The sequence below is a fragment of the Streptomyces sp. NPDC111628 genome, assembly GCF_055635195.1.
Window position 1 is genome coordinate 613,036 of the sequence record NZ_JBVKBZ010000004.1, and the last position, 17,682, is coordinate 630,717.

Genomic DNA, 17,682 nt, shown 5'->3' on the forward strand with positions numbered 1-17,682 from the left:
AGAGCCAAGTGACTGGCGAGCCACAGGACGACTGTCTGTTCTGCAAGATCGTCGCAGGGCAGATCCCCGCGACGATCGTGCGCGAGACGGACACCACCGTCGCGTTCCGGGACATCAACCCCCAGGCCCCCACCCACGTCCTGGTGATCCCCAAGGCCCACCACAAGGACGCCGCCGCCCTCGCCGCCGAGGCCCCGCAGCTCGCCGCCGACGTGCTGCGCGAGACCCAGGCCGTCGCCGACGACGAGAAGCTGGAGAGCTACCGCACCGTCTTCAACACCGGCAGCGGCGCCGGACAGACCGTCTGGCACGCGCACGCCCACGTGCTCGGCGGCCGCGGCCTCGAATGGCCCCCCGGATAACCCGGACAGGACCGGACCACCACCCACCATGTCCGTACGTGAACTCGTCGTCCTCGGCACCGCCAGCCAGGTCCCGACCCGGCACCGCAACCACAACGGCTACCTGCTGCGCTGGGACGGCGAGGGCATCCTGTTCGACCCCGGCGAGGGCACCCAGCGCCAGATGCTGCGCGCCGGGGTCGCCGCCCACGACCTGAACCGGATCTGCGTCACCCACTTCCACGGCGACCACAGTCTGGGCCTCGCCGGGGTGATCCAGCGCATCAACCTGGACCGGGTCCCGCACGAGATCACCGCCCACTACCCGCGCTCCGGGCAGCGGTTCTTCGAGCGCCTGCGGTACGCCACCGCCTACCGCGAGACCGTCGCCCTCACCGAGGCCCCGGTCGCCGCCGACGGCCCCCTCGCGGTCACCCCCACCTACACCCTGGACGCCCGCAAGCTGTCGCACCCCGTCGAGTCGTACGGCTATCGGCTCACCGAGCCCGACGGCCGCCGCATGCTGCCCGAACGCCTGGCCGCGCACGGCATCACGGGGCCCGACGTGGGCCGCATCCAGCGCGAGGGCTCGCTGGGCGGCGTCGCGCTCGACGAGGTCAGCGAGGTCCGCCGCGGCCAGCGGTTCGCGTTCGTCATGGACACCCGGCTGTGCGCGGGCGTGTACGCGCTCGCCGAGGGCTCGGACCTGCTGGTCATCGAGTCCACCTTCCTCGACGAGGACGAGACCCTCGCCACCGACCACGGCCACCTCACCGCCGGTCAGGCCGCGCGGGTCGCCCGGGACGCGGGCGTACGGCACCTCGTCCTCACCCACTTCAGCCAGCGCTACTCCGAACCCGAGGAGTTCGAGCGGCAGGCGCGCGCGGCCGGTTACGGGGGCGAGCTGACCGTGGCCCGGGACCTCACCCGCGTACCGGTTCCGAAACGCCGGTAAAACGGTCGTACGATGCTCTGATGCCCCTGCCCAAAGCTGAACTGCACCTGCACATCGAAGGCACCCTGGAGCCCGAGCTGGCCTTCGCGCTCGCTGCCCGCAACGGCGTGTCCCTGCCGTACGCGGACGAGGACGCGCTGCGCGAGGCGTACCGCTTCGAGGACCTCCAGTCGTTCCTGAACCTGTACTACGAACTGATGGCCGTCCTGCGCACCGAGCGGGACTTCGAGGACCTCGCCGACGCCTACCTCGCCCGTGCCGCGGCTCAGGGCGTCCGGCACGCCGAGATCTTCTTCGACCCGCAGGCCCACCTCGCCCGGGGCGTGGAGATGGGCACGGTCGTGGAGGGGCTGTGGCGGGCGCTGGCGAGCAGCCGGGAGAACCACGGGATCTCCACCCGCCTGATCATGTGCTTCCTGCGCGACGAGTCCGCCGAGTCCGCGATGCGGACGCTGGACGCCGCCAAGCCCTACCTGGACCGCATCACCGGGGTCGGCCTGGACTCGGCCGAGGTCGGCCACCCGCCGGTCAAGTTCCGTGAGGTGTACGAGGCCGCCGCCGCCCTCGGCCTGCGCCGGGTCGCGCACGCGGGCGAGGAGGGGCCGCCCGCGTACGTCGTCGAGGCCCTCGACGTCCTCGGCGTCGAGCGGATCGACCACGGGCTGCGCTCGGTGGAGGACCCGGCGCTGGTCGAGCGGCTGGTGCGCGAGCGCGTCCCGCTCACCCTGTGCCCGCTGTCCAACGTGCGGCTGCGCACGGTCGACACCCTCGCCGACCACCCGCTGCCCGCGATGCTCGACGCGGGCCTGATGTGCACGGTGAACTCCGACGACCCGGCCTACTTCGGCGGCTACGCGGGCGACAACTTCGACGCCGTGCGCCAGGCCCTCGGCCTGACCGGGGAGCGGCTGCGGGAACTGGCCCGCAACTCGTTCCTCGCCTCCTTCCTGGAGGACGACGAGGAACTGCGGGCGCGGTACCTCGCGGAGGTCGACGCGTACGAGTTCCCCGCCGCGTAGCGGTTCCCGCGCGCGGGTCTCAGCCCGGCCCGGACCCCGGTGCGGCCGCCGCCTGCCGGGGTCCCGCCGTCTCGTAGGCGCCCTGGACGGCCACCGCCGGGACCTCCACGTCGATCTCCACGACCGGCTGCTCCACGGCACCGACCTCGGGCACCGCACCGCTCGGCGTTCCCGTGGCGGCGGCGACCAGCGCGGCCGGGGTGCCGCCCCGGCGGCGGATCGCGCCGGGCAGCAGCGGGCGCCCCGCGGTGTGCAGCGCGACGGCGGTCAGCGGCGCGGCGACCAGCAGCAGCCCGGCGGCCAGGATCATCCCCATCCCCGCGTAACCGGCCTGCGCCGACAGGACGCTGCCGGCCAGCGGCCCGGCCGCGGTGCCCAGCGAGGACGCCGAGCCGACGAGCACCGCCCACCGGCCGCGCGCGTCGAGCGAGGCGGCGAGGCCGATCAGGTACGACAGGACGACCGGGTAGACGGTGTTCCAGGCGATCTCCCCGGTGGCGAAGGCCGTCGGGGTCGTCGCCGACGCGCTCACCGCGATGCAGCCCGCGATGAGCACCGTGCCGGCGCCGACGGGCATCGCCCGCCCCAGCCGCGGCCCGAGCGCACCCGCCACCAGCACGCCCACCAGGCCGGCGCCCAGCGCGACGGCGAAGACGACGCCGAGCGTGGCGTCACCGAGGCCGGCCTGCGTCAGCCCGATCCGGCCGCTGACGCCCCACAGGGAGTTCTGCGCCAGGGACCAGCACAGCACGGTGACGGCGAGGACGAGTCCCGAACGGCGGTGGGGGAGCGGGGCGGTGGCTTCGGTGCCGGGTGCGGCCGGGGAGACGGCCGTCGGACCCGGCAGGCGGCCGGTCAGCGGCCACACCGCCAGCGCCGTCAGGGCGATCGCGGCCAGTGGCAGCCCGTGCGCCCGGCCGAGGTGGGGCACCGTCAGGTACACCGCACCGGCCAGCGCGGACACGCTCAGCAGGCCCATCGTGGAGGCGCGGTGGGGATCCTTCTCGGCGGCGATCCGGGTGGCGGCGACCGTCATGGCCGTCCCCGATCCGAAACCGCCCACGACCGCGCCCAGGACGACGGCCGGGACGGCGGTGGTGAGCGCGGCGGCGCCGTAGCCGAGGACGGCCAGTACGAGGCCGAGGCGGGCCGCTGCCCGGGCGCCGAACCGCTGCACCCGGGAGGCCAGCAGGAAGCCCGCGGTCGCCGAACTCAGCAGCAGCGCGCTGCCGACGGCGCCCGCCTGGGTGGTGGACAGCGGAAGGCTGGTGTCGAGTCTGCCGACGGTGGTGGGCAGCAGGTACGGAGGCAGGTACCCGGCCGTGAACAGGGCGACGAGGGGCCAGGGGGTGGTGCGGGGGGCGAACACGGGCGTTCCCAGGGCATGCGAAAGGGACGATGGGGAGGGAGGGGGCGACGACCCGTCGACCGAGAGGGGCGCGCGGGCAATTTGTATCAAGCGGAAGGAGTCCCGAAACAGGCGAGTCGATGTGATCTAGGTCACATGTCTGTTTGGGGGTTTCGAGGCTGGGTAGCAGCGAGCGCTAACGCCAGTGGACCGAGCCGCCTCCGGCCGGAACCGTCGCCTCCAGTTTGGCCCTGATCTCCCGCATCACCGCCACGATCCGCGCCTCGTGATCCGGCGTCAGCCGGGCCACCGGCACCGAGCAGCTGACCGCGTCCAGCGCCGGGGCGTCGTAGCGCAGCGCGAAGCCGAAACCGACGATGCCGGTCACGCCCTCCTCGCGGTCGACGGAGTACCCGCGCTCCCTGGTCCGGGCGAGATCGGCGGCCAGGGCCTCTCTGCTGGTGTGGGTGTTCGGGGTGAAGACCTCGTACGGCCCCTCGGGTAGTTCCGTGTCCGGCCGCTCCGCCAGCAGCGCCTTCCCCAGCGCGCCCACATGGGCCGGCAGCCGGCGCCCCACCCGGCTGATGGTGCGCAGGTATTCGTGCGACTCCCGGGTCGCCAGGTACGCCACGTCGCGCCCGTCCAGCCGCCCCAGGTGGATGGTCTCGCCCAGCGCCTCGGACGCCTCGTCGAGATACGGCCGCACCGCCCGCACCCGGGGGTCGGAGTCCAGGTAGCCGGTGCCGGTGAGCAGGGCGTGGATGCCGATGCCGTAGAGCGAGCCGGTGACGTCGGTGCGGACCCAGCCGCGCGAGATCAGCGTCTGCAGCAGGGCGTACATGGAGCTGCGCGGTACGCCCAGCCCGTCCGCCAGCTCCTGGAGCCGGGCCGGGCGGTCCCCGCGGGCGGCCAGCACCTCCAGCAGTTCCACCGTGCGCGCCGCGGACTTCACCTCGCGGACGCCGCCCGGCGTCGCGTCCCCAGTCTCCGACATGGGCCGATCGTAAACGGATGCCCACGACCCATTGACGCCCAACGGTCACCTCTCTAACCTCCATCTCCATACGTAGACACCATCTACATAGGGAGACAGTGGGAGTGATGGAGATGACGAGTGTGAGCCCCGACCCCGACACCGGTCGGGCAGCCGTCGTCCGGCGGCTGCGCCAAGGCATGGCGGCGAGCGTGCTGTCCTTCCCGCTGACCAGCTTCCGCGACGACGGTTCGCTCGACCCCGGCGGCTACCGCGCCTACGTCGCCGAACGGCTCACCACCGCCCCCGGCGCCGTCTTCCCCGCCTGCGGCACCGGCGAGTTCTTCTCGCTCGACGAGGACGAGTACCGCCAGGTCGTCGCCATCACCGTCGAGGAGAGCGCGGGCCGGGTCCCGGTCGTCGCCGGGACGGGCTACGGCTGGGCGCAGGCCCTGCGGTTCGCCCGCATCGCCGAGGAGGCCGGGGCCGACGCCCTCCTCGTCATGCCGCACTACCTCACCGCCGCCCCGCAGGACGGCCTGGTCGCCCAGGTGGAGCGGATCGCGGCCGGCACCCGGCTCCCGCTCATCGCCTACCAGCGCGGCCAGGTCGCCTACACCGCCGAGTCCGTCCGGCGCCTCGCCCGCGTCCCCGGCGTGATCGGCCTCAAGGACGGGCACAGCGACCTCGACCGCCTCCAGCGCTCGGTCCTCGCCGCCCCCGATGACTTCCTGTTCTTCAACGGCGCCGCCACCGCCGAGGTCCAGGCCCGTGCCTACGCCGCCGTCGGCGTCCCCGCCTACTCCTCGGCCGTGCACGCCTTCGCGCCCGAGATCGCGAACGCCTTCCTCGCCGCCCTGCACGGCGGCGACACCGGCACGGTCGACAAGCTGCTGCGCGACTTCTACGTCCCGCTCGTCGAACTGCGCGACCGCGTACCCGGATACGCCGTGTCCCTCGTGAAGGCGGCGGCCCGGCTGCGCGGCTGCCCCGTCGGCCCCGTCCGCGCCCCCCTCACCGACCCCGCGCCCGCCGACCTCGCCGCGCTCAAGACCCTGCTCACCACCGGACTCGACCTCGTAGGAGCCGCCCTGTGACCCGCGACCTCACCATCACGGCCGTCCACCTGACGCCGATCCTGGTCGCCGACCCGCCGCTGCTCAACACCCAGGGTGTGCACCAGCCGTACACCCCCCGCCTGATCGTCGAGGTGGAGACCGCCGACGGCGTCACCGGCGTCGGCGAGACCTACGGCGACGCCAAGTACCTGGAACTGGCCCGCCCGTTCGCCGACACGCTGATCGGCCGTCAGGTCTCTGACCTCAACGGCCTGTTCACCCTCGCCGACGAGGTCGCCGTCGACTCCTCCCGGGTCTTTGGGCAGGTGGACGTCGGTGGGCTGCGCGGCGTCCAGACCGCCGACAAGCTGCGCCTGTCCGTCGTCTCCGGCTTCGAGGTCGCCTGCCTCGACGCCCTCGGCAAGGCGCTCGGCCTGCCCGTGCACGCCCTGCTCGGCGGCAAGGTCCGCGACGCCGTGGAGTACAGCGCGTACCTCTTCTACAAGTGGGCCGACCACCCCGGGGGCGTGGCGAGCGAGAAGGACGACTGGGGCGCCGCCCTCGACCCGGCCGGAGTCGTCGCCCAGGCCCGCGCCTTCACCGAGCGGTACGGCTTCACCTCCTTCAAGCTCAAGGGCGGCGTCTTCCCGCCCGACGAGGAGATCGCCGCGATCAGGGCCCTCGCCGAGGCGTTCCCCGGACACCCCCTGCGCCTGGACCCCAACGGCGCCTGGTCCGTGGAGACCTCCGTCAAGGTCGCGGCGGAACTCGGGGACGTCCTGGAGTACCTGGAGGACCCCGCGCTCGGCACCCCGGCGATGGCCGAGGTCGCCGCGAGGACCGGGGTGCCGCTCGCGACCAACATGTGCGTGACGACGTTCGCCGAGATCCAGGAGGCCTTCACCAAGGGCGCCGTGCAGGTCGTGCTCTCCGACCACCACTACTGGGGCGGGCTGCGCAACACCCAGCAACTGGCCGCCGTCTGCCGCACCTTCGGCGTCGGCGTCTCCATGCACTCCAACACCCATCTGGGCATCAGCCTCGCCGCCATGACGCACGTCGCGGCCACCGTGCCGAACCTCCACCACGCCTGCGACTCCCACTATCCCTGGCAGTCCGAGGACGTGCTCACCGAACGGCTCACCTTCGACGGCGGAAGGGTCGCCGTCTCCGACGCCCCCGGCCTCGGCGTCGAACTCGACCGCGAGCGGCTGGCGTTCCTGCACCGGCGCTGGCTCGACGACGACGGCACGCTCCGCGACCGCGACGACGCGGCGGCGATGCGGGTCGCCGACCCGGAATGGGTCACCCCGTCCGTCCCCCGTTGGTGAACCGAGCCCGTCGGCCAGGGCGGCGGCGGCCCCCGGCACCGGAGACCATTCCGGGCGCCGCCCGGACCGCGCACCCGGGACCGGCCCCGGCCTGACGCCACGCGGCCGGCACCACCGCACTGTCGGTGGCGTGGTGCACACTGGCGGGGTCCGCACCATGCCAGGGAGCGCACCGTGACAGCGTCCACCGTGTCCACCGACGTGCCCGACGCGACCGACGTGCCCGTCATGCCGGCCGACGAGAGAACGCACCGCCACGTCCCGCCCGAGGGTTCGCACCGCCACCCCCAGGCCGATCCCCTCGCCGACCTGCGCACACCGCAGGACCCGCCCTGGGACGTGTTCCTGACCGGCACCGTCTTCCTCGACGTGATCTTCACCGGGCTCGACTCCGCCCCGGTGCGCGGGACCGAGTCCTGGGCCCGGGGGATGGGGTCGAGCCCGGGCGGCATCGCCAACATGGCGACCGCGCTGGCCCGCCTCGGCCTGCGCACCTCGCTGGCCGCCGCGTTCGGCGACGACCACTACGGCGACTACTGCTGGGACGCCCTGTCCCGGGGCGAGGGCATCGACCTGGCCTCCTCGCGCACCGTGCCCGGCTGGCACTCGCCGGTGACGGTCTCCATGGCGTACGAGGGGGAGCGCACGATGGTCTCGCACGGCCACGAGCCGCCGCCCGAGGAACCGTCCCCCGACTGCCCGCCCGGCGCCCGCGCCGCCGTCGCCTCCCTCGCCCCCGGCGTCAGCGCTCCCTGGATCGCCCGGGCCGCCGCCCGCGGCACCCGCGTCTTCGCCGACGTCGGCTGGGACGACACCGGCGCCTGGGACCTGGCCGCGCTGCCCGACCTGGCGCACTGCGAGGCCTTCCTGCCGAACGCGGAGGAGGCCATGCGCTACACCGGCGCCACCTGCCCCCGCGCCGCCGCGCACGCCCTGACCGAGCACGTGCCGCTCGCCGTGGTCACCCTCGGCGCGGACGGCGCCTACGCGGTGGACCGGCGTACGGGGGAGAGCGCCGAGGTCCCGGCCATCGAGGTCGAGGCGCTGGACCCGACCGGCGCCGGGGACGTGTTCGTGGCCGGATTCGTCACCGGCACCCTGGCCGGCTGGCCGCTCGCCGACCGGCTGGCCTTCGCCGGGCTGACCGCCGCCCTCTCCGTCCAGGAGTTCGGGGGCTCGCTGTCGGCGCCGGGCTGGTGCGAGATCGCCACCTGGTGGCGCAAGGTCCAGTCCCTGGAGGACCAGGACCCGGCCGCCCTCAGCCGCTACGCGTTCCTGGCCGGCCTGCTCCCCGACGACCTGGCGACACCCGCACCGTGGCCCCTGCGCCGCGCGGTCCCCACCATCGGCTTCCGCCCCCCGACCCCCTGACCGCCCCCGACCCGGGCGCGCTCAGAACCCGAGCCGCCGCAGTTGCTTCGGGTCCCGCTGCCAGTCCTTGGCGACCTTGACGTGCAGGTCCAGGAAGACCGGGGTTCCGAGGAGGGCCTCGATCTGGGTGCGGGACTTGATGCCGACGTCTTTCAGACGCTTGCCCTTGGGGCCGATGATGATGCCCTTCTGGCTGGGGCGCTCGATGTAGACGTTGGCGTGGATGTCGAGGAGCGGCTTGTCCGCCGGGCGGTCCTCGCGCGGGAGCATTTCCTCGACGACCACCGCGATGGAGTGCGGCAGCTCGTCCCGTACGCCCTCCAGCGCGGCCTCGCGGATCAGCTCGGCGACCATGACCTGCTCGGGCTCGTCGGTCAGGTCGCCCTCGGGATAGAGCGCCGGACCCTCGGGCAGCAACGGGGTGAGGAGGTCGGCGAGCAGGTCGACCTGCTGGTTCGCCGTGGCGGACACCGGGACGATCTCCGCCCAGGTGATCCCCAGCTCCTTGCCCAGCTGGTCGACCGCGATCAGCTGCTCGGCCAGCGTCTTGGAGTCCACCAGGTCGGTCTTGGTGACGATCGCGACCTTCGGGGTCTTCCTGATCCCCGCCAGCTCCTTGGCGATGAAGCGGTCACCCGGGCCCAGCTTCTCGTTGGCCGGCAGGCAGAAGCCGATGACGTCCACCTCGGCCCACGTGGTGCGCACCACGTCGTTGAGCCGCTCGCCCAGCAGCGTGCGCGGCTTGTGCAGCCCCGGGGTGTCCACCAGGATCAGCTGGGCGTCCTCGCGGTGCACGATGCCGCGCACGGTGTGCCGGGTGGTCTGCGGGCGGTTGGAGGTGATCGCCACCTTCTGCCCGACCAGAGCGTTCGTCAGGGTGGACTTGCCCGCGTTGGGACGGCCCACGAAGCAGGCGAAGCCGGCCCGGTGAACAGTCTCGGCCGGTTCTTCGGATGACTGGGTACGAACGCTCATGGCGCCCATTGTCCCTGATCCCCAGAGCCCCGCCGTACCGGCCACGTGACCGAGCCCAGTGGCACGGCGGTGCGGAGCCGATGTCTATGCTTCCGCTGCCGCCATCCCGGGGGCGTCCGAGAGGAGCCGTACGTGCAGAGTCCGGTTCACGACGCCGCCCTGGCCCACCAGGCCTCCGTGGCCCTGCGGATCGGCGGCGCGGTCTTCGCCGCCTGCCCTGACGACGGTCTCCGGTCCCTCTACTACCGCGTGGACGGCGGGTTGAGTGCCGTGTGGCGCCGTCTGCGCGGTTCCGACATCCATCCCGGGGTCGGGCGGGCGGCCGAGGACGCGAACCGCGTGCTGGGCACGCGGGCTCGGGCACTGCGGCTCCCCGAGGAGTTCCTCAGGGGCTACCAGGACCTTGCCGGCGCCGCGCTCGCCCGTCTCGCCCGGCACGAGGCCGTGACTCGGGACGAGATGTCAGCGTGGGCCGTCGAGACGGTGGGTTTCCTGGAAGCGGGAGTGGACGGTGCGGAGGGCGCGGTGGCCTTCGAACGGTCGTGCCAGGCGGCTACCGACTCGCTGATCGAAGGCTGGGACGACGACCCGCTGTCCACCATGAGGGCGGTTCGGCGCGAGACCGGGGTGTGGGCTCTGACCTACCAGCATTTCGTCACGCCGGAGGCCGTGACCGACCCCGACACCGCGGACTGACCCGCGGCCCTCGTCAGCCCGCGCTCACCGTGGCCCGGACCGTCCCGTCCGGCGAAGCCACCAGCACCGGTGTCTCCGGGCCGCCCAGGTCCCGGACCGCCGCCCGGTCCTCGTCCGACGCCGCCTCCGACTCGGTCACCACGGCCGCCGCCTCCAGGGACTTCGCGCCGGAGGCCACCGCCATCGCCACCGCCGTACGCAGCGCGCTGAGGTGAAGGGAGTCCAGCGCGACGGTCCCGGCGACGTACGTGCGGCCGGTCTCGTCGCGTACGGCCGCGCCCTCGGGGACGCCGTTGCGGGCGCGGGCCGAGCGGGCCAGGGTGACGATCTTGCGGTCCTCGGGGTCGAGGCCGGGGGTGTCGGTGGTCATGGAGTGAGCATACGGAGCCCCGCCGGGCGCCGGGCCGCTCACCCCGCCACCGGGTACATCGCCCCGCGCCGGCCCTCCGGCGAGGACAGCCACTCCAGCTTCGCCGCCGTGTTCGCCTCCTCCAGCGGCGTGTGCAGCACGATGGTCAGATCGGGGCGGGCGGGGACCTGGAGCGCCGTGGACTCCAGGCTGAGGAGGCCGACCAGCGGGTGGTCCAGCTCCTTGCGGATCTGCCCCGCGTCCTCGATGTCCCGCTCCTCCCACAGCGCGGCGAACTCGGCGCTGGCCCCCTTCAGGTCCGCCAGCACCTGCTGGAAGCCCTCGTCGTCCGGATTGGCCGCACAGGTGGCGCGGAACTGGGCGACGACCGTGCGCGCGTTGTGCTCCCAGTTGCGGGCCCGGGAGCGGTACAGCGGGTCGGTGAAGTAGTCGACGATGCAGTTCCACGTCGTCTCGGGCCGCATGCCCAGCACCATCGCCGCCGCGTCGTTGTACATCACGCAGTTGTAGTACCGGTCCATGATGTGCGCCGGATACGGCATCCACGTGTCGATCAGGCGCCGCAGCCCCTCGCACATGTCCCGCTTCGACGGCTCCACCTCGGCCGCGGGCGGGTTCAGCCCCGCAAGGACGTACAGGTGGCGGCGCTCGGTGTTGCTGAGCCGCAGCACCCGGCCGACCGCGTCCAGCACCTGCGGGGAGACCGAGATGTCGCGGCCCTGCTCAAGCCACTGGTACCAGGACGCGCCCACCCCGGCGAGTACGGCCACCTCCTCGCGGCGCAGCCCCGGCGTGCGGCGCCGCGCCCCGCCGTCCGGCAGACCGACCTCGGCCGGGGACACCCGCGCCCGGCGGCTCATCAGGAACTCCCGCAGCTCACTGCGGCGCCGGTCCCGGCCCGCGGTCCCGGTCCTCGTGATCACGTCCGGCACGAACGCACTCCCCCCGTAGCCATGCCTGTGCTGCCTGCCGGTGCCTGGTGGTGGCACCACCAGAACAATCGGCGTCTCCCCACAACTATTCCGGGGGCCCGAGGCTCATGTCCATGGCGATCGACTCCACCACCCCGACTTCCACCCCGGCCCCCGTGCCGGCGGGACCGTCCGCTCCCCGGCTCTCACCCCGCGACCGGCTGGTCCTGTTCGTGCTCTGCGCGGCCCAGTTCATGGTCGCGCTCGACTTCTCCGTCCTGAACGTCGCCCTGCCCGTGCTCGGCGCGGACCTCGGCATGAGCACCTCCGCCCTCCAGTGGGCGGTCACCGCGTTCGCGCTGCCGTCCGGCGGGTTCCTGCTGCTCTTCGGCCGCATGGGCGACCTCTACGGCCGCCGCCGGCTCTTCCTCGCCGGGCTCGCGCTCTTCGGCGCCGCCTCCCTGCTGGCCACCCTCGCCTGGGACCCGGCCTCCTTCCTCGCCGGACGCGCCCTCCAGGGCCTCGGCGCCGCGGCCATCGTCCCGACCGGCATGTCCCTGCTGACGACGACCTTCCCGGAGGGCCCCGCCCGCGCCCGCGCCCTCGGCATCTCCGGCACCCTGCTCTCGCTCGGCTTCACCGTCGGCATGGTGGCCGGCGGCGTCCTGACCGACCTGCTGAGCTGGCGCTCCACGATGGGCCTGCTCGCCCTGTTCGCCCTGATCGTGCTGCCCCTCGCGCCCCGCCTGCTGCCCGAGTCGCGGACCCCGGAGCGGCCCCGTCTCGACGTCCCCGGCGCCGTCACCGTCACCGGCGGCCTGCTCGCCCTGATCTACGCCCTCACCACGGCCGCCGAGGACGGCTTCGGCCGCACCGACGTCCTCGTCACCCTCGCCGCGGGCCTGCTGCTCCTGGCCGCCTTCGTGGCCGTCGAGTCCCGCAACGCGGCGCCCCTGGTCTCCCTGCCGATGCTGCGCCGCCGCACGGTGGCGTGGGGCAACCTGGGCGGGCTGGTCACCTTCTCGATGATGTCGACGGTCGTCTTCGTGCTCACCCTGTACCTCCAGGAGATCCTGCACCTGAGCGCCTTCGAGACCGGTCTGGTCTTCGGGGTGCAGGGCGTGCTGTCGGTGGTGGCCGGTTCCCTCGCCCCCCGCGTCATCGGCCGCTTCGGCGCCCGCCGCACCCTCGTCGGCTCGCTCGCCGGACAGGGCGCGATCGGCCTGTCCCTGCTGGCGCTGGGCGAGGGCGGCTGGTCGGTGGTGCTCGCCACCGCCGCCGTGTCCCTGGCCAGCATGTGCCACCTGGGCGCGATCATCTCCTACGGCCTGACCGTCACCTCCGGCGTCCCCGACGAGGAGCAGGGCCTGGCGACCGGCCTGGTCACCTCCACCCAGCAGGTCGGCATCACCGTCGGCATCCCGCTGCTCGGCGTGCTGGCCACCACCGCCACCGACCTCGGGTCCGGCGTCCACACGGTGCTGGTCCTGGACGCGGTCATCGTGCTGGCGGCGGCCGTACTGGTCGCGGCGGGGCTGCGCGCCAACCGGGCGGCGGGCTCAGGGACGGTCGAGGCGGAGCCGCTCCGCGCGCGGTAGACCGGCGACGACGAGGTCGTACGAGTCCTCGACGAGCTCCCGGACGACGCGGTCCGGGAGTCCGCCGCCGGGGCCGCCTTCGGGTCGGCCTTCCGGTCCGCCGCCCACCGTCACCGTGTTCCAGTGCCGCTTGTTCATGTGCCACCCGGGGACGATCAGCCCCGGGTGGTCGTCGCGCAGCCGGATCGCGTCGTCCGGGTCGCACTTGAGGTTGACGGTGAGCGGGCGCCCGTCCAGCGAGGTCAGCGCGAACATCTTCCCCAGCACCTTGAAGACGGAGGTCTCCGGATTGAAGGGGAAGTCCTCCACCGCGGCGTTGAAGGACAGACAGAAGTCGCGCAGTTCCCCGGGGGTCATTCGGACCTGGCCTCCTCGGCCGGCTTCGCCGCGCCCACCGGCTCCACCAGCACCGTCACGATCTTGTTCCGGCGGCCCGCGGCGGCCTCCGCCGTCAGCCGCAGCTCACGGCCGTCCGGAAGCTCGACGATCGACGAAGCCCCGGCGATCGGGACCCGGCCCAGCGCCTTCGCCAGCAGACCGCCGACCGTCTCCACGTCCTCGTCGTCGTACTCGTCCAGGCCGTACAGCTCGCCCAGGTCGCCGATGTCCAGGCGGGCGGTGACCCGGAAACGGTCCCCGCCCAGCTCCTCCACCGGCGGCAGCTCCCGGTCGTACTCGTCGGTGATCTCGCCGACGATCTCCTCCAGGATGTCCTCGATGGTGACGATGCCCGCCGTGCCGCCGTACTCGTCGATGACGACGGCGACGTGATTGCGTTCCTTCTGCATCTCGCGCAGCAGGTCACCGGCGTTCTTGGTGTCCGGCACGAAGGACGCCGGGCGCATCGCGGTGGAGACCAGGTCGCTCTCCGCGTCCCGGCTGATGTGCGTCCTGCGGACCAGGTCCTTCAGGTAGACGATGCCGACGATGTCGTCCTCGCTGTCGCCGGTCACCGGTATCCGGGAGAAACCGGAGCGCAGGGCGAGGGTGAGGGCCTGCCGGATGGTCTTGTAGCGCTCGATGACCACGAGGTCGGTGCGCGGCACCATGACCTCCCGCACGAGCGTGTCGCCCAGCTCGAACACCGAGTGCACCATGCGGCGCTCCTCGGCCTCGATCAGGGACTCCGCCTCGGCGTAGTCCACCAGCGCCCGCAGCTCGGCCTCCGAGGCGAAGGGACCCCGGCGGAAGCCCTTGCCCGGGGTGAGCGCGTTGCCGATGAGGATCAGCAGCGACGGGATCGGGCCCATGATCCGGGCCAGCGGCAGCAGCACGTACGCCGCCGCGGTCGCCGTGTTCAGCGGGTGCTGGCGCCCGATGGTGCGCGGGGACACCCCGACGGCGACGTAGGAGAGCAGCACCATCACCGCGATGGCGATGATCAGCGCCTCGCCGGTGCCGTCGAACTCCCTGAGGCAGCCGTACGTGACCAGCGCGGCGGCCGCCATCTCGCAGGCGACGCGGACCAGCAGCGCCACGTTCAGGTAGCGCGTCGGGTCCGCGGCGACCTGGGCGAGCTTCTCCCCGCCCCGGCGCCCGGACCGTACCGCCTCCTCGGCGCGGAAGCTGGAGACCCTCGCGAGCCCCGCCTCCGCGCACGCGGCCAGCCAGGCGACCACCACCAGGGCGACGGCACCGGCGACGAGCGGGAGGCTCATGAGACCGTCGGGGCCGGGGACGGGCCGGTCAGGCCCCTCTCCGCACGCCAGCCGTCCACGATCGCGGCCTGCAGACCGAACATCTCGGCCTTCTCGTCGGGCTCCTCGTGGTCGTACCCGAGCAGGTGCAGCACCCCGTGGACGGTCAGGAGCTGGAGCTCCTCGTCCATGGAGTGCTCCGTCGGCGCCTCGGTGCCCTGCTTGGCGGCGACCTCCGGGCAGAGCACGATGTCGCCGAGCAGCCCCTGCGGCGCCTCCTCCTCGTCCTTGGACGGCGGACGCAGCTCGTCCATCGGGAAGGACATCACGTCGGTGGGACCCGGCAGGTCCATCCACTGGATGTGCAGCTGCTCCATGGCGCCGGCGTCCACGACGATCACCGAGAGCTCGGAGAGCGGGTGGATGCGCATCCGCGCGAGTGCGTAGCGGGCGATGTCGAGGATCGCCTGCTCGTCGACCTCGGTTCCGGACTCGTTGTTGACGTCGATCGACATGGTCGTGCTGGTCTACTTCCCCTTGGCCTTGGCACCGTGTCTCGGTGTCCGGCCGCCGTTGTGGCCGCCGTTCTCGGTGCCGTTCCTGCTGTCGTACTGCTCGTAGGCGTCGACGATACGGCCCACCAGCTTGTGCCGGACGACGTCGTGGGACGTGAGCCGGGAGAAGTGGACGTCCTCGACGCCCTCCAGGATCTCCTGCACCTGCCGCAGACCCGACTTCGTGCCGCCCGGCAGGTCGACCTGTGTCACGTCACCCGTGATCACGATCTTCGACTCGAAGCCGAGCCGGGTGAGGAACATCTTCATCTGCTCGGGGCTGGTGTTCTGCGCCTCGTCCAGGATGATGAACGCGTCGTTCAGCGTACGGCCGCGCATGTACGCCAGCGGCGCGACCTCGATCGTCCCCGCCGCCATCAGCCGCGGGATCGAGTCCGGGTCGAGCATGTCGTGCAGCGCGTCGTACAGCGGGCGCAGATACGGGTCGATCTTCTCGTACAGCGTGCCCGGCAGGAAGCCGAGCCGCTCGCCGGCCTCGACCGCCGGGCGGGTCAGGATGATGCGGTTGACCTGCTTGGACTGCAGGGCCTGCACCGCCTTGGCCATCGCCAGGTAGGTCTTGCCGGTGCCCGCGGGGCCGATGCCGAAGACGATGGTGTGCTTGTCGATCGCGTCGACGTACCGCTTCTGGTTCAGCGTCTTGGGGCGGATCGTGCGGCCGCGCGAGGACAGGATGTTCTGCGTGAGCACCTCGGCCGGGGTCTCCTGGCCGTCGCTCTCCCCGTTCTCGCTCGCCTTGAGCATGGCGATCGAGCGTTCCACTGCATCCTCCGTCATCGGCTGCCCCGTGCGCAGCACCAGCATCATCTCGTCGAACACGCGCTGTACGAGGGCGACCTCATGGGTGTCGCCGACGGCGCTGATCTCATTGCCCCGGACATGGATGTCGGCCGCCGGGAAGGCCTTCTCGATCACGCGCAGGAGGGAGTCTCCGGAGCCCAGTACGGTCACCATCGGGTGCTGGGCGGGGACGGTGATCCGTGCGCTCGCCTGCCCCTGTGCGGGGGTGTGGGCTGAGGGTGTCTGAGTCATGGGCCGGCGCTCTAGGCCTGCTCGTCCTCCTCTGCGGCGTCCGCCGCGTGACGGGTGTGTCTGCTGACTCCAGCGTACGACTCCCCGCCGACAGCACCGAGGGGTTTATCCGACCGGTACCCGCCGCTGTCCGTCGAGCAGATCCCGGAACCAGCCGTACGAAGCCTTGGGCGTGCGCGCGAGCGTCGTGAAGTCCACGTGGACCAGTCCGAAGCGGCGGGCGTACCCCTCGGCCCACTCGAAGTTGTCCAGGAGCGACCACACGAAGTAGCCGCGCACGTCCACGCCCGCCGTGACCGCCCGGTGCAGGGCGCGCAGGTGCCCGTCGAGGTAGGCGATGCGGTCCCGGTCGTCGACGCCCTCGTAGGAGCAGCCGTTCTCCGTGATCACGACCGGCGGGAGGCGGTCGCCGTAGCGGTCGCGGAAGCCGGTGAGCAGCTCCGTCAGCCCCTCCGGGACCACGGGCCAGCCGAAGTCCGTCACCGGACGCCCCTCGATCCGGCGCACCGAGAAGGGCAGTTCGGCCGGGAGCGTCACCCCGCCGAACTCGATCTCCGCGCCCTGCGGGGCACCCACCCGCGTCGGCGCGTAGTAGTTCACCCCGTACCAGTCCAGCGGCTCGGCGATGATCTCCAGGTCGGCCTCGACCTCCCCGGAGGAGCCGGGCATGAGGTCGCCGATGCCCTCCGGGTACCGCCCGGTCAGGAGCGGGTCGGCGAACATCCGGTTCAGCAGGAGGTCGTAGAAGTCCGCCGCCTCCCGGTCGGCCGGGTCGTCGGAGGCGGCCCACGTCGGGCCGTGCGAGTTGGCGATGCCGACGTCCGTGGCACCGGACGCGCGCAGGGCCCGTACCGCCAGGCCGTGCGCCAGGAGCTGGTGGTGGGCGACCGGGAGGGCGTCGAACAGCAGCTCCCGGCCGGGGGCGTGGACGCCCAGGGCGTGGCCGAGCAGGGTGTGCTCGGCGGGTTCGTTGAGGGTGATCCACTTGCCGACCCGGTCGCCTAGGCGCTCCGCGACGACCGACACGTACTCGGCGAACCGGGCCGCCGTGTCCCGCTCCAGCCAGTCCAGGCCCGCGGGCAGGTCCCAGTGGAAGAGCGTCGGCACCGGCCGCACGCCCGCCGCGCACAGCTCGTCCACCAGGCGGTCGTAGAAGTCCAGGCCGCCGGGGGAGTCCACCCGGGGCCAGGAGACGGAGAAGCGGTACGAGTCCACGCCGAGGCCCGCGAGGAGCGCCACGTCCTCGCGGTAGCGGTGGTAGTGGTCGCAGGCCACCGCCGCCGTCGAACCGTCCTTCACCCGGCCCGGTTCCGCCGTGAAGGCGTCCCACACGGACGGTCCCCGCAGTCCGGCCGCGCCCTCGATCTGGTGCGCGGACGTGGACACGCCCCACAGGAAGCCGTCAGGGAACCGCGGCATCGGGATCGCCGGCATCGCGTCAGTCGCCATGCGCGGATCATCCGTACCCCCGGTAAGGGAAGTCAACGCCCGT

Annotated in this window: 18 protein-coding genes; 8 read left to right on the forward strand and 10 right to left on the reverse strand. The window is 72.7% G+C overall.

Annotated features, from left to right (window positions below; all coding sequences use genetic code 11):
* The first annotated feature begins 8 nt into the window (after positions 1–8).
* From ACZ7MF_RS24700 to ACZ7MF_RS24710, 3 genes are read left to right on the forward strand one after another with little or no spacing between them, the layout of a single operon-like run.
* Entirely contained in the window at positions 9–362 is a 354-nt protein-coding gene (locus ACZ7MF_RS24700) for a histidine triad nucleotide-binding protein (RefSeq protein ID WP_356860710.1), read from the forward strand.
* A 28-nt stretch (positions 363–390) separates the two neighbouring features.
* Positions 391–1,296 carry a ribonuclease Z gene (locus tag ACZ7MF_RS24705; protein WP_471479798.1) on the forward strand — a complete coding sequence of 302 codons (906 nt, stop codon included), beginning with the start codon at positions 391–393 and terminating at the stop codon, positions 1,294–1,296.
* A gap of 20 nt (positions 1,297–1,316) precedes the next feature.
* The gene (locus tag ACZ7MF_RS24710) at positions 1,317–2,315 is read left to right on the forward strand and encodes an adenosine deaminase (protein WP_471479800.1); all 999 of its coding nucleotides are present in this window, start codon (positions 1,317–1,319) and stop codon (positions 2,313–2,315) included.
* Between the two features lie 19 nt (positions 2,316–2,334).
* Here ACZ7MF_RS24710 and ACZ7MF_RS24715 read toward each other — a convergent pair whose 3' ends face one another.
* Both ACZ7MF_RS24715 and ACZ7MF_RS24720 read right to left on the reverse strand, forming a co-directional pair.
* Positions 2,335–3,684 (reverse strand): MFS transporter, encoded by a 1,350-nt coding sequence (locus ACZ7MF_RS24715; RefSeq protein WP_471479802.1) that lies wholly within the window; start codon positions 3,682–3,684, stop codon positions 2,335–2,337.
* Positions 3,685–3,859: 175 nt separating this feature from the next.
* Positions 3,860–4,657, reverse strand: coding sequence for an IclR family transcriptional regulator (locus ACZ7MF_RS24720; RefSeq protein WP_471479804.1), 798 nt, complete (start codon positions 4,655–4,657; stop codon positions 3,860–3,862).
* 113 nt (positions 4,658–4,770) lie between these two features.
* Here ACZ7MF_RS24720 and ACZ7MF_RS24725 point away from each other — a divergent pair, with 113 nt between their 5' ends.
* The 3 genes from ACZ7MF_RS24725 (at position 4,771) to ACZ7MF_RS24735 (ending at position 8,396) form a co-directional block, all read left to right on the forward strand.
* Positions 4,771–5,733, forward strand: a complete 963-nt coding sequence (locus tag ACZ7MF_RS24725) for a 5-dehydro-4-deoxyglucarate dehydratase (protein ID WP_471479805.1) — start codon at positions 4,771–4,773, stop codon at positions 5,731–5,733.
* The gene (locus tag ACZ7MF_RS24730; protein WP_471479806.1) at positions 5,730–7,025 is read left to right on the forward strand and encodes a glucarate dehydratase family protein; all 1,296 of its coding nucleotides are present in this window, start codon (positions 5,730–5,732) and stop codon (positions 7,023–7,025) included. Before ACZ7MF_RS24725 ends, ACZ7MF_RS24730 begins: the two co-directional genes overlap by 4 nt.
* A 228-nt stretch (positions 7,026–7,253) precedes the next feature.
* A complete protein-coding gene (locus ACZ7MF_RS24735; protein WP_471480118.1) occupies positions 7,254–8,396 on the forward strand; it encodes a carbohydrate kinase family protein in 1,143 nt (380 codons plus the stop codon).
* A gap of 21 nt (positions 8,397–8,417) precedes the next feature.
* Here the strand turns inward: ACZ7MF_RS24735 and era are convergent, their stop codons facing one another.
* On the reverse strand, positions 8,418–9,371 hold the full coding sequence (gene era / locus ACZ7MF_RS24740) for a GTPase Era (protein ID WP_356860700.1): 954 nt from the start codon (positions 9,369–9,371) through the stop codon (positions 8,418–8,420).
* Between the two features lie 132 nt (positions 9,372–9,503).
* Between era and ACZ7MF_RS24745 the strand changes: the two genes are divergently transcribed.
* On the forward strand, positions 9,504–10,067 hold the full coding sequence (locus ACZ7MF_RS24745) for a hypothetical protein (protein ID WP_471479808.1): 564 nt from the start codon (positions 9,504–9,506) through the stop codon (positions 10,065–10,067).
* Positions 10,068–10,080: 13 nt separating this feature from the next.
* Here the strand turns inward: ACZ7MF_RS24745 and ACZ7MF_RS24750 are convergent, their stop codons facing one another.
* Together ACZ7MF_RS24750 and ACZ7MF_RS24755 are read right to left on the reverse strand one after the other, a co-directional pair.
* Complete coding sequence (locus ACZ7MF_RS24750; RefSeq protein WP_471479810.1) at positions 10,081–10,437, reverse strand: cytidine deaminase; 357 nt, start codon at positions 10,435–10,437, stop codon at positions 10,081–10,083.
* A gap of 38 nt (positions 10,438–10,475) precedes the next feature.
* Positions 10,476–11,369, reverse strand: coding sequence for a helix-turn-helix transcriptional regulator (locus tag ACZ7MF_RS24755; RefSeq protein WP_471479812.1), 894 nt, complete (start codon positions 11,367–11,369; stop codon positions 10,476–10,478).
* A 113-nt stretch (positions 11,370–11,482) separates the two neighbouring features.
* On the opposite strand from ACZ7MF_RS24755, the gene ACZ7MF_RS24760 reads away from it, so the two are divergent.
* Positions 11,483–12,946, forward strand: coding sequence for an MFS transporter (locus tag ACZ7MF_RS24760; protein WP_471479814.1), 1,464 nt, complete (start codon positions 11,483–11,485; stop codon positions 12,944–12,946).
* Here the strand turns inward: ACZ7MF_RS24760 and ACZ7MF_RS24765 are convergent.
* The 5 genes from ACZ7MF_RS24765 to ACZ7MF_RS24785 form a co-directional block, all read right to left on the reverse strand.
* Positions 12,908–13,303, reverse strand: coding sequence for an MmcQ/YjbR family DNA-binding protein (locus ACZ7MF_RS24765; RefSeq protein WP_356860692.1), 396 nt, complete (start codon positions 13,301–13,303; stop codon positions 12,908–12,910). The genes ACZ7MF_RS24760 and ACZ7MF_RS24765 overlap by 39 nt on opposite strands.
* Positions 13,300–14,604, reverse strand: a complete 1,305-nt coding sequence (locus ACZ7MF_RS24770; protein ID WP_471479815.1) for a hemolysin family protein — start codon at positions 14,602–14,604, stop codon at positions 13,300–13,302. Before ACZ7MF_RS24770 ends, ACZ7MF_RS24765 begins: the two co-directional genes overlap by 4 nt.
* Positions 14,601–15,098: an rRNA maturation RNase YbeY gene (ybeY, locus tag ACZ7MF_RS24775; protein ID WP_109032989.1), complete on the reverse strand. Its 498-nt coding sequence runs from the start codon at positions 15,096–15,098 to the stop codon at positions 14,601–14,603. Before ybeY ends, ACZ7MF_RS24770 begins: the two co-directional genes overlap by 4 nt.
* A 12-nt stretch (positions 15,099–15,110) precedes the next feature.
* The gene (locus ACZ7MF_RS24780) at positions 15,111–16,190 is read right to left on the reverse strand and encodes a PhoH family protein (RefSeq protein WP_003976271.1); all 1,080 of its coding nucleotides are present in this window, start codon (positions 16,188–16,190) and stop codon (positions 15,111–15,113) included.
* Positions 16,191–16,295: 105 nt separating this feature from the next.
* Positions 16,296–17,639 (reverse strand): GH1 family beta-glucosidase, encoded by a 1,344-nt coding sequence (locus tag ACZ7MF_RS24785; RefSeq protein ID WP_471479818.1) that lies wholly within the window; start codon positions 17,637–17,639, stop codon positions 16,296–16,298.
* Positions 17,640–17,682 lie beyond the last annotated feature (43 nt).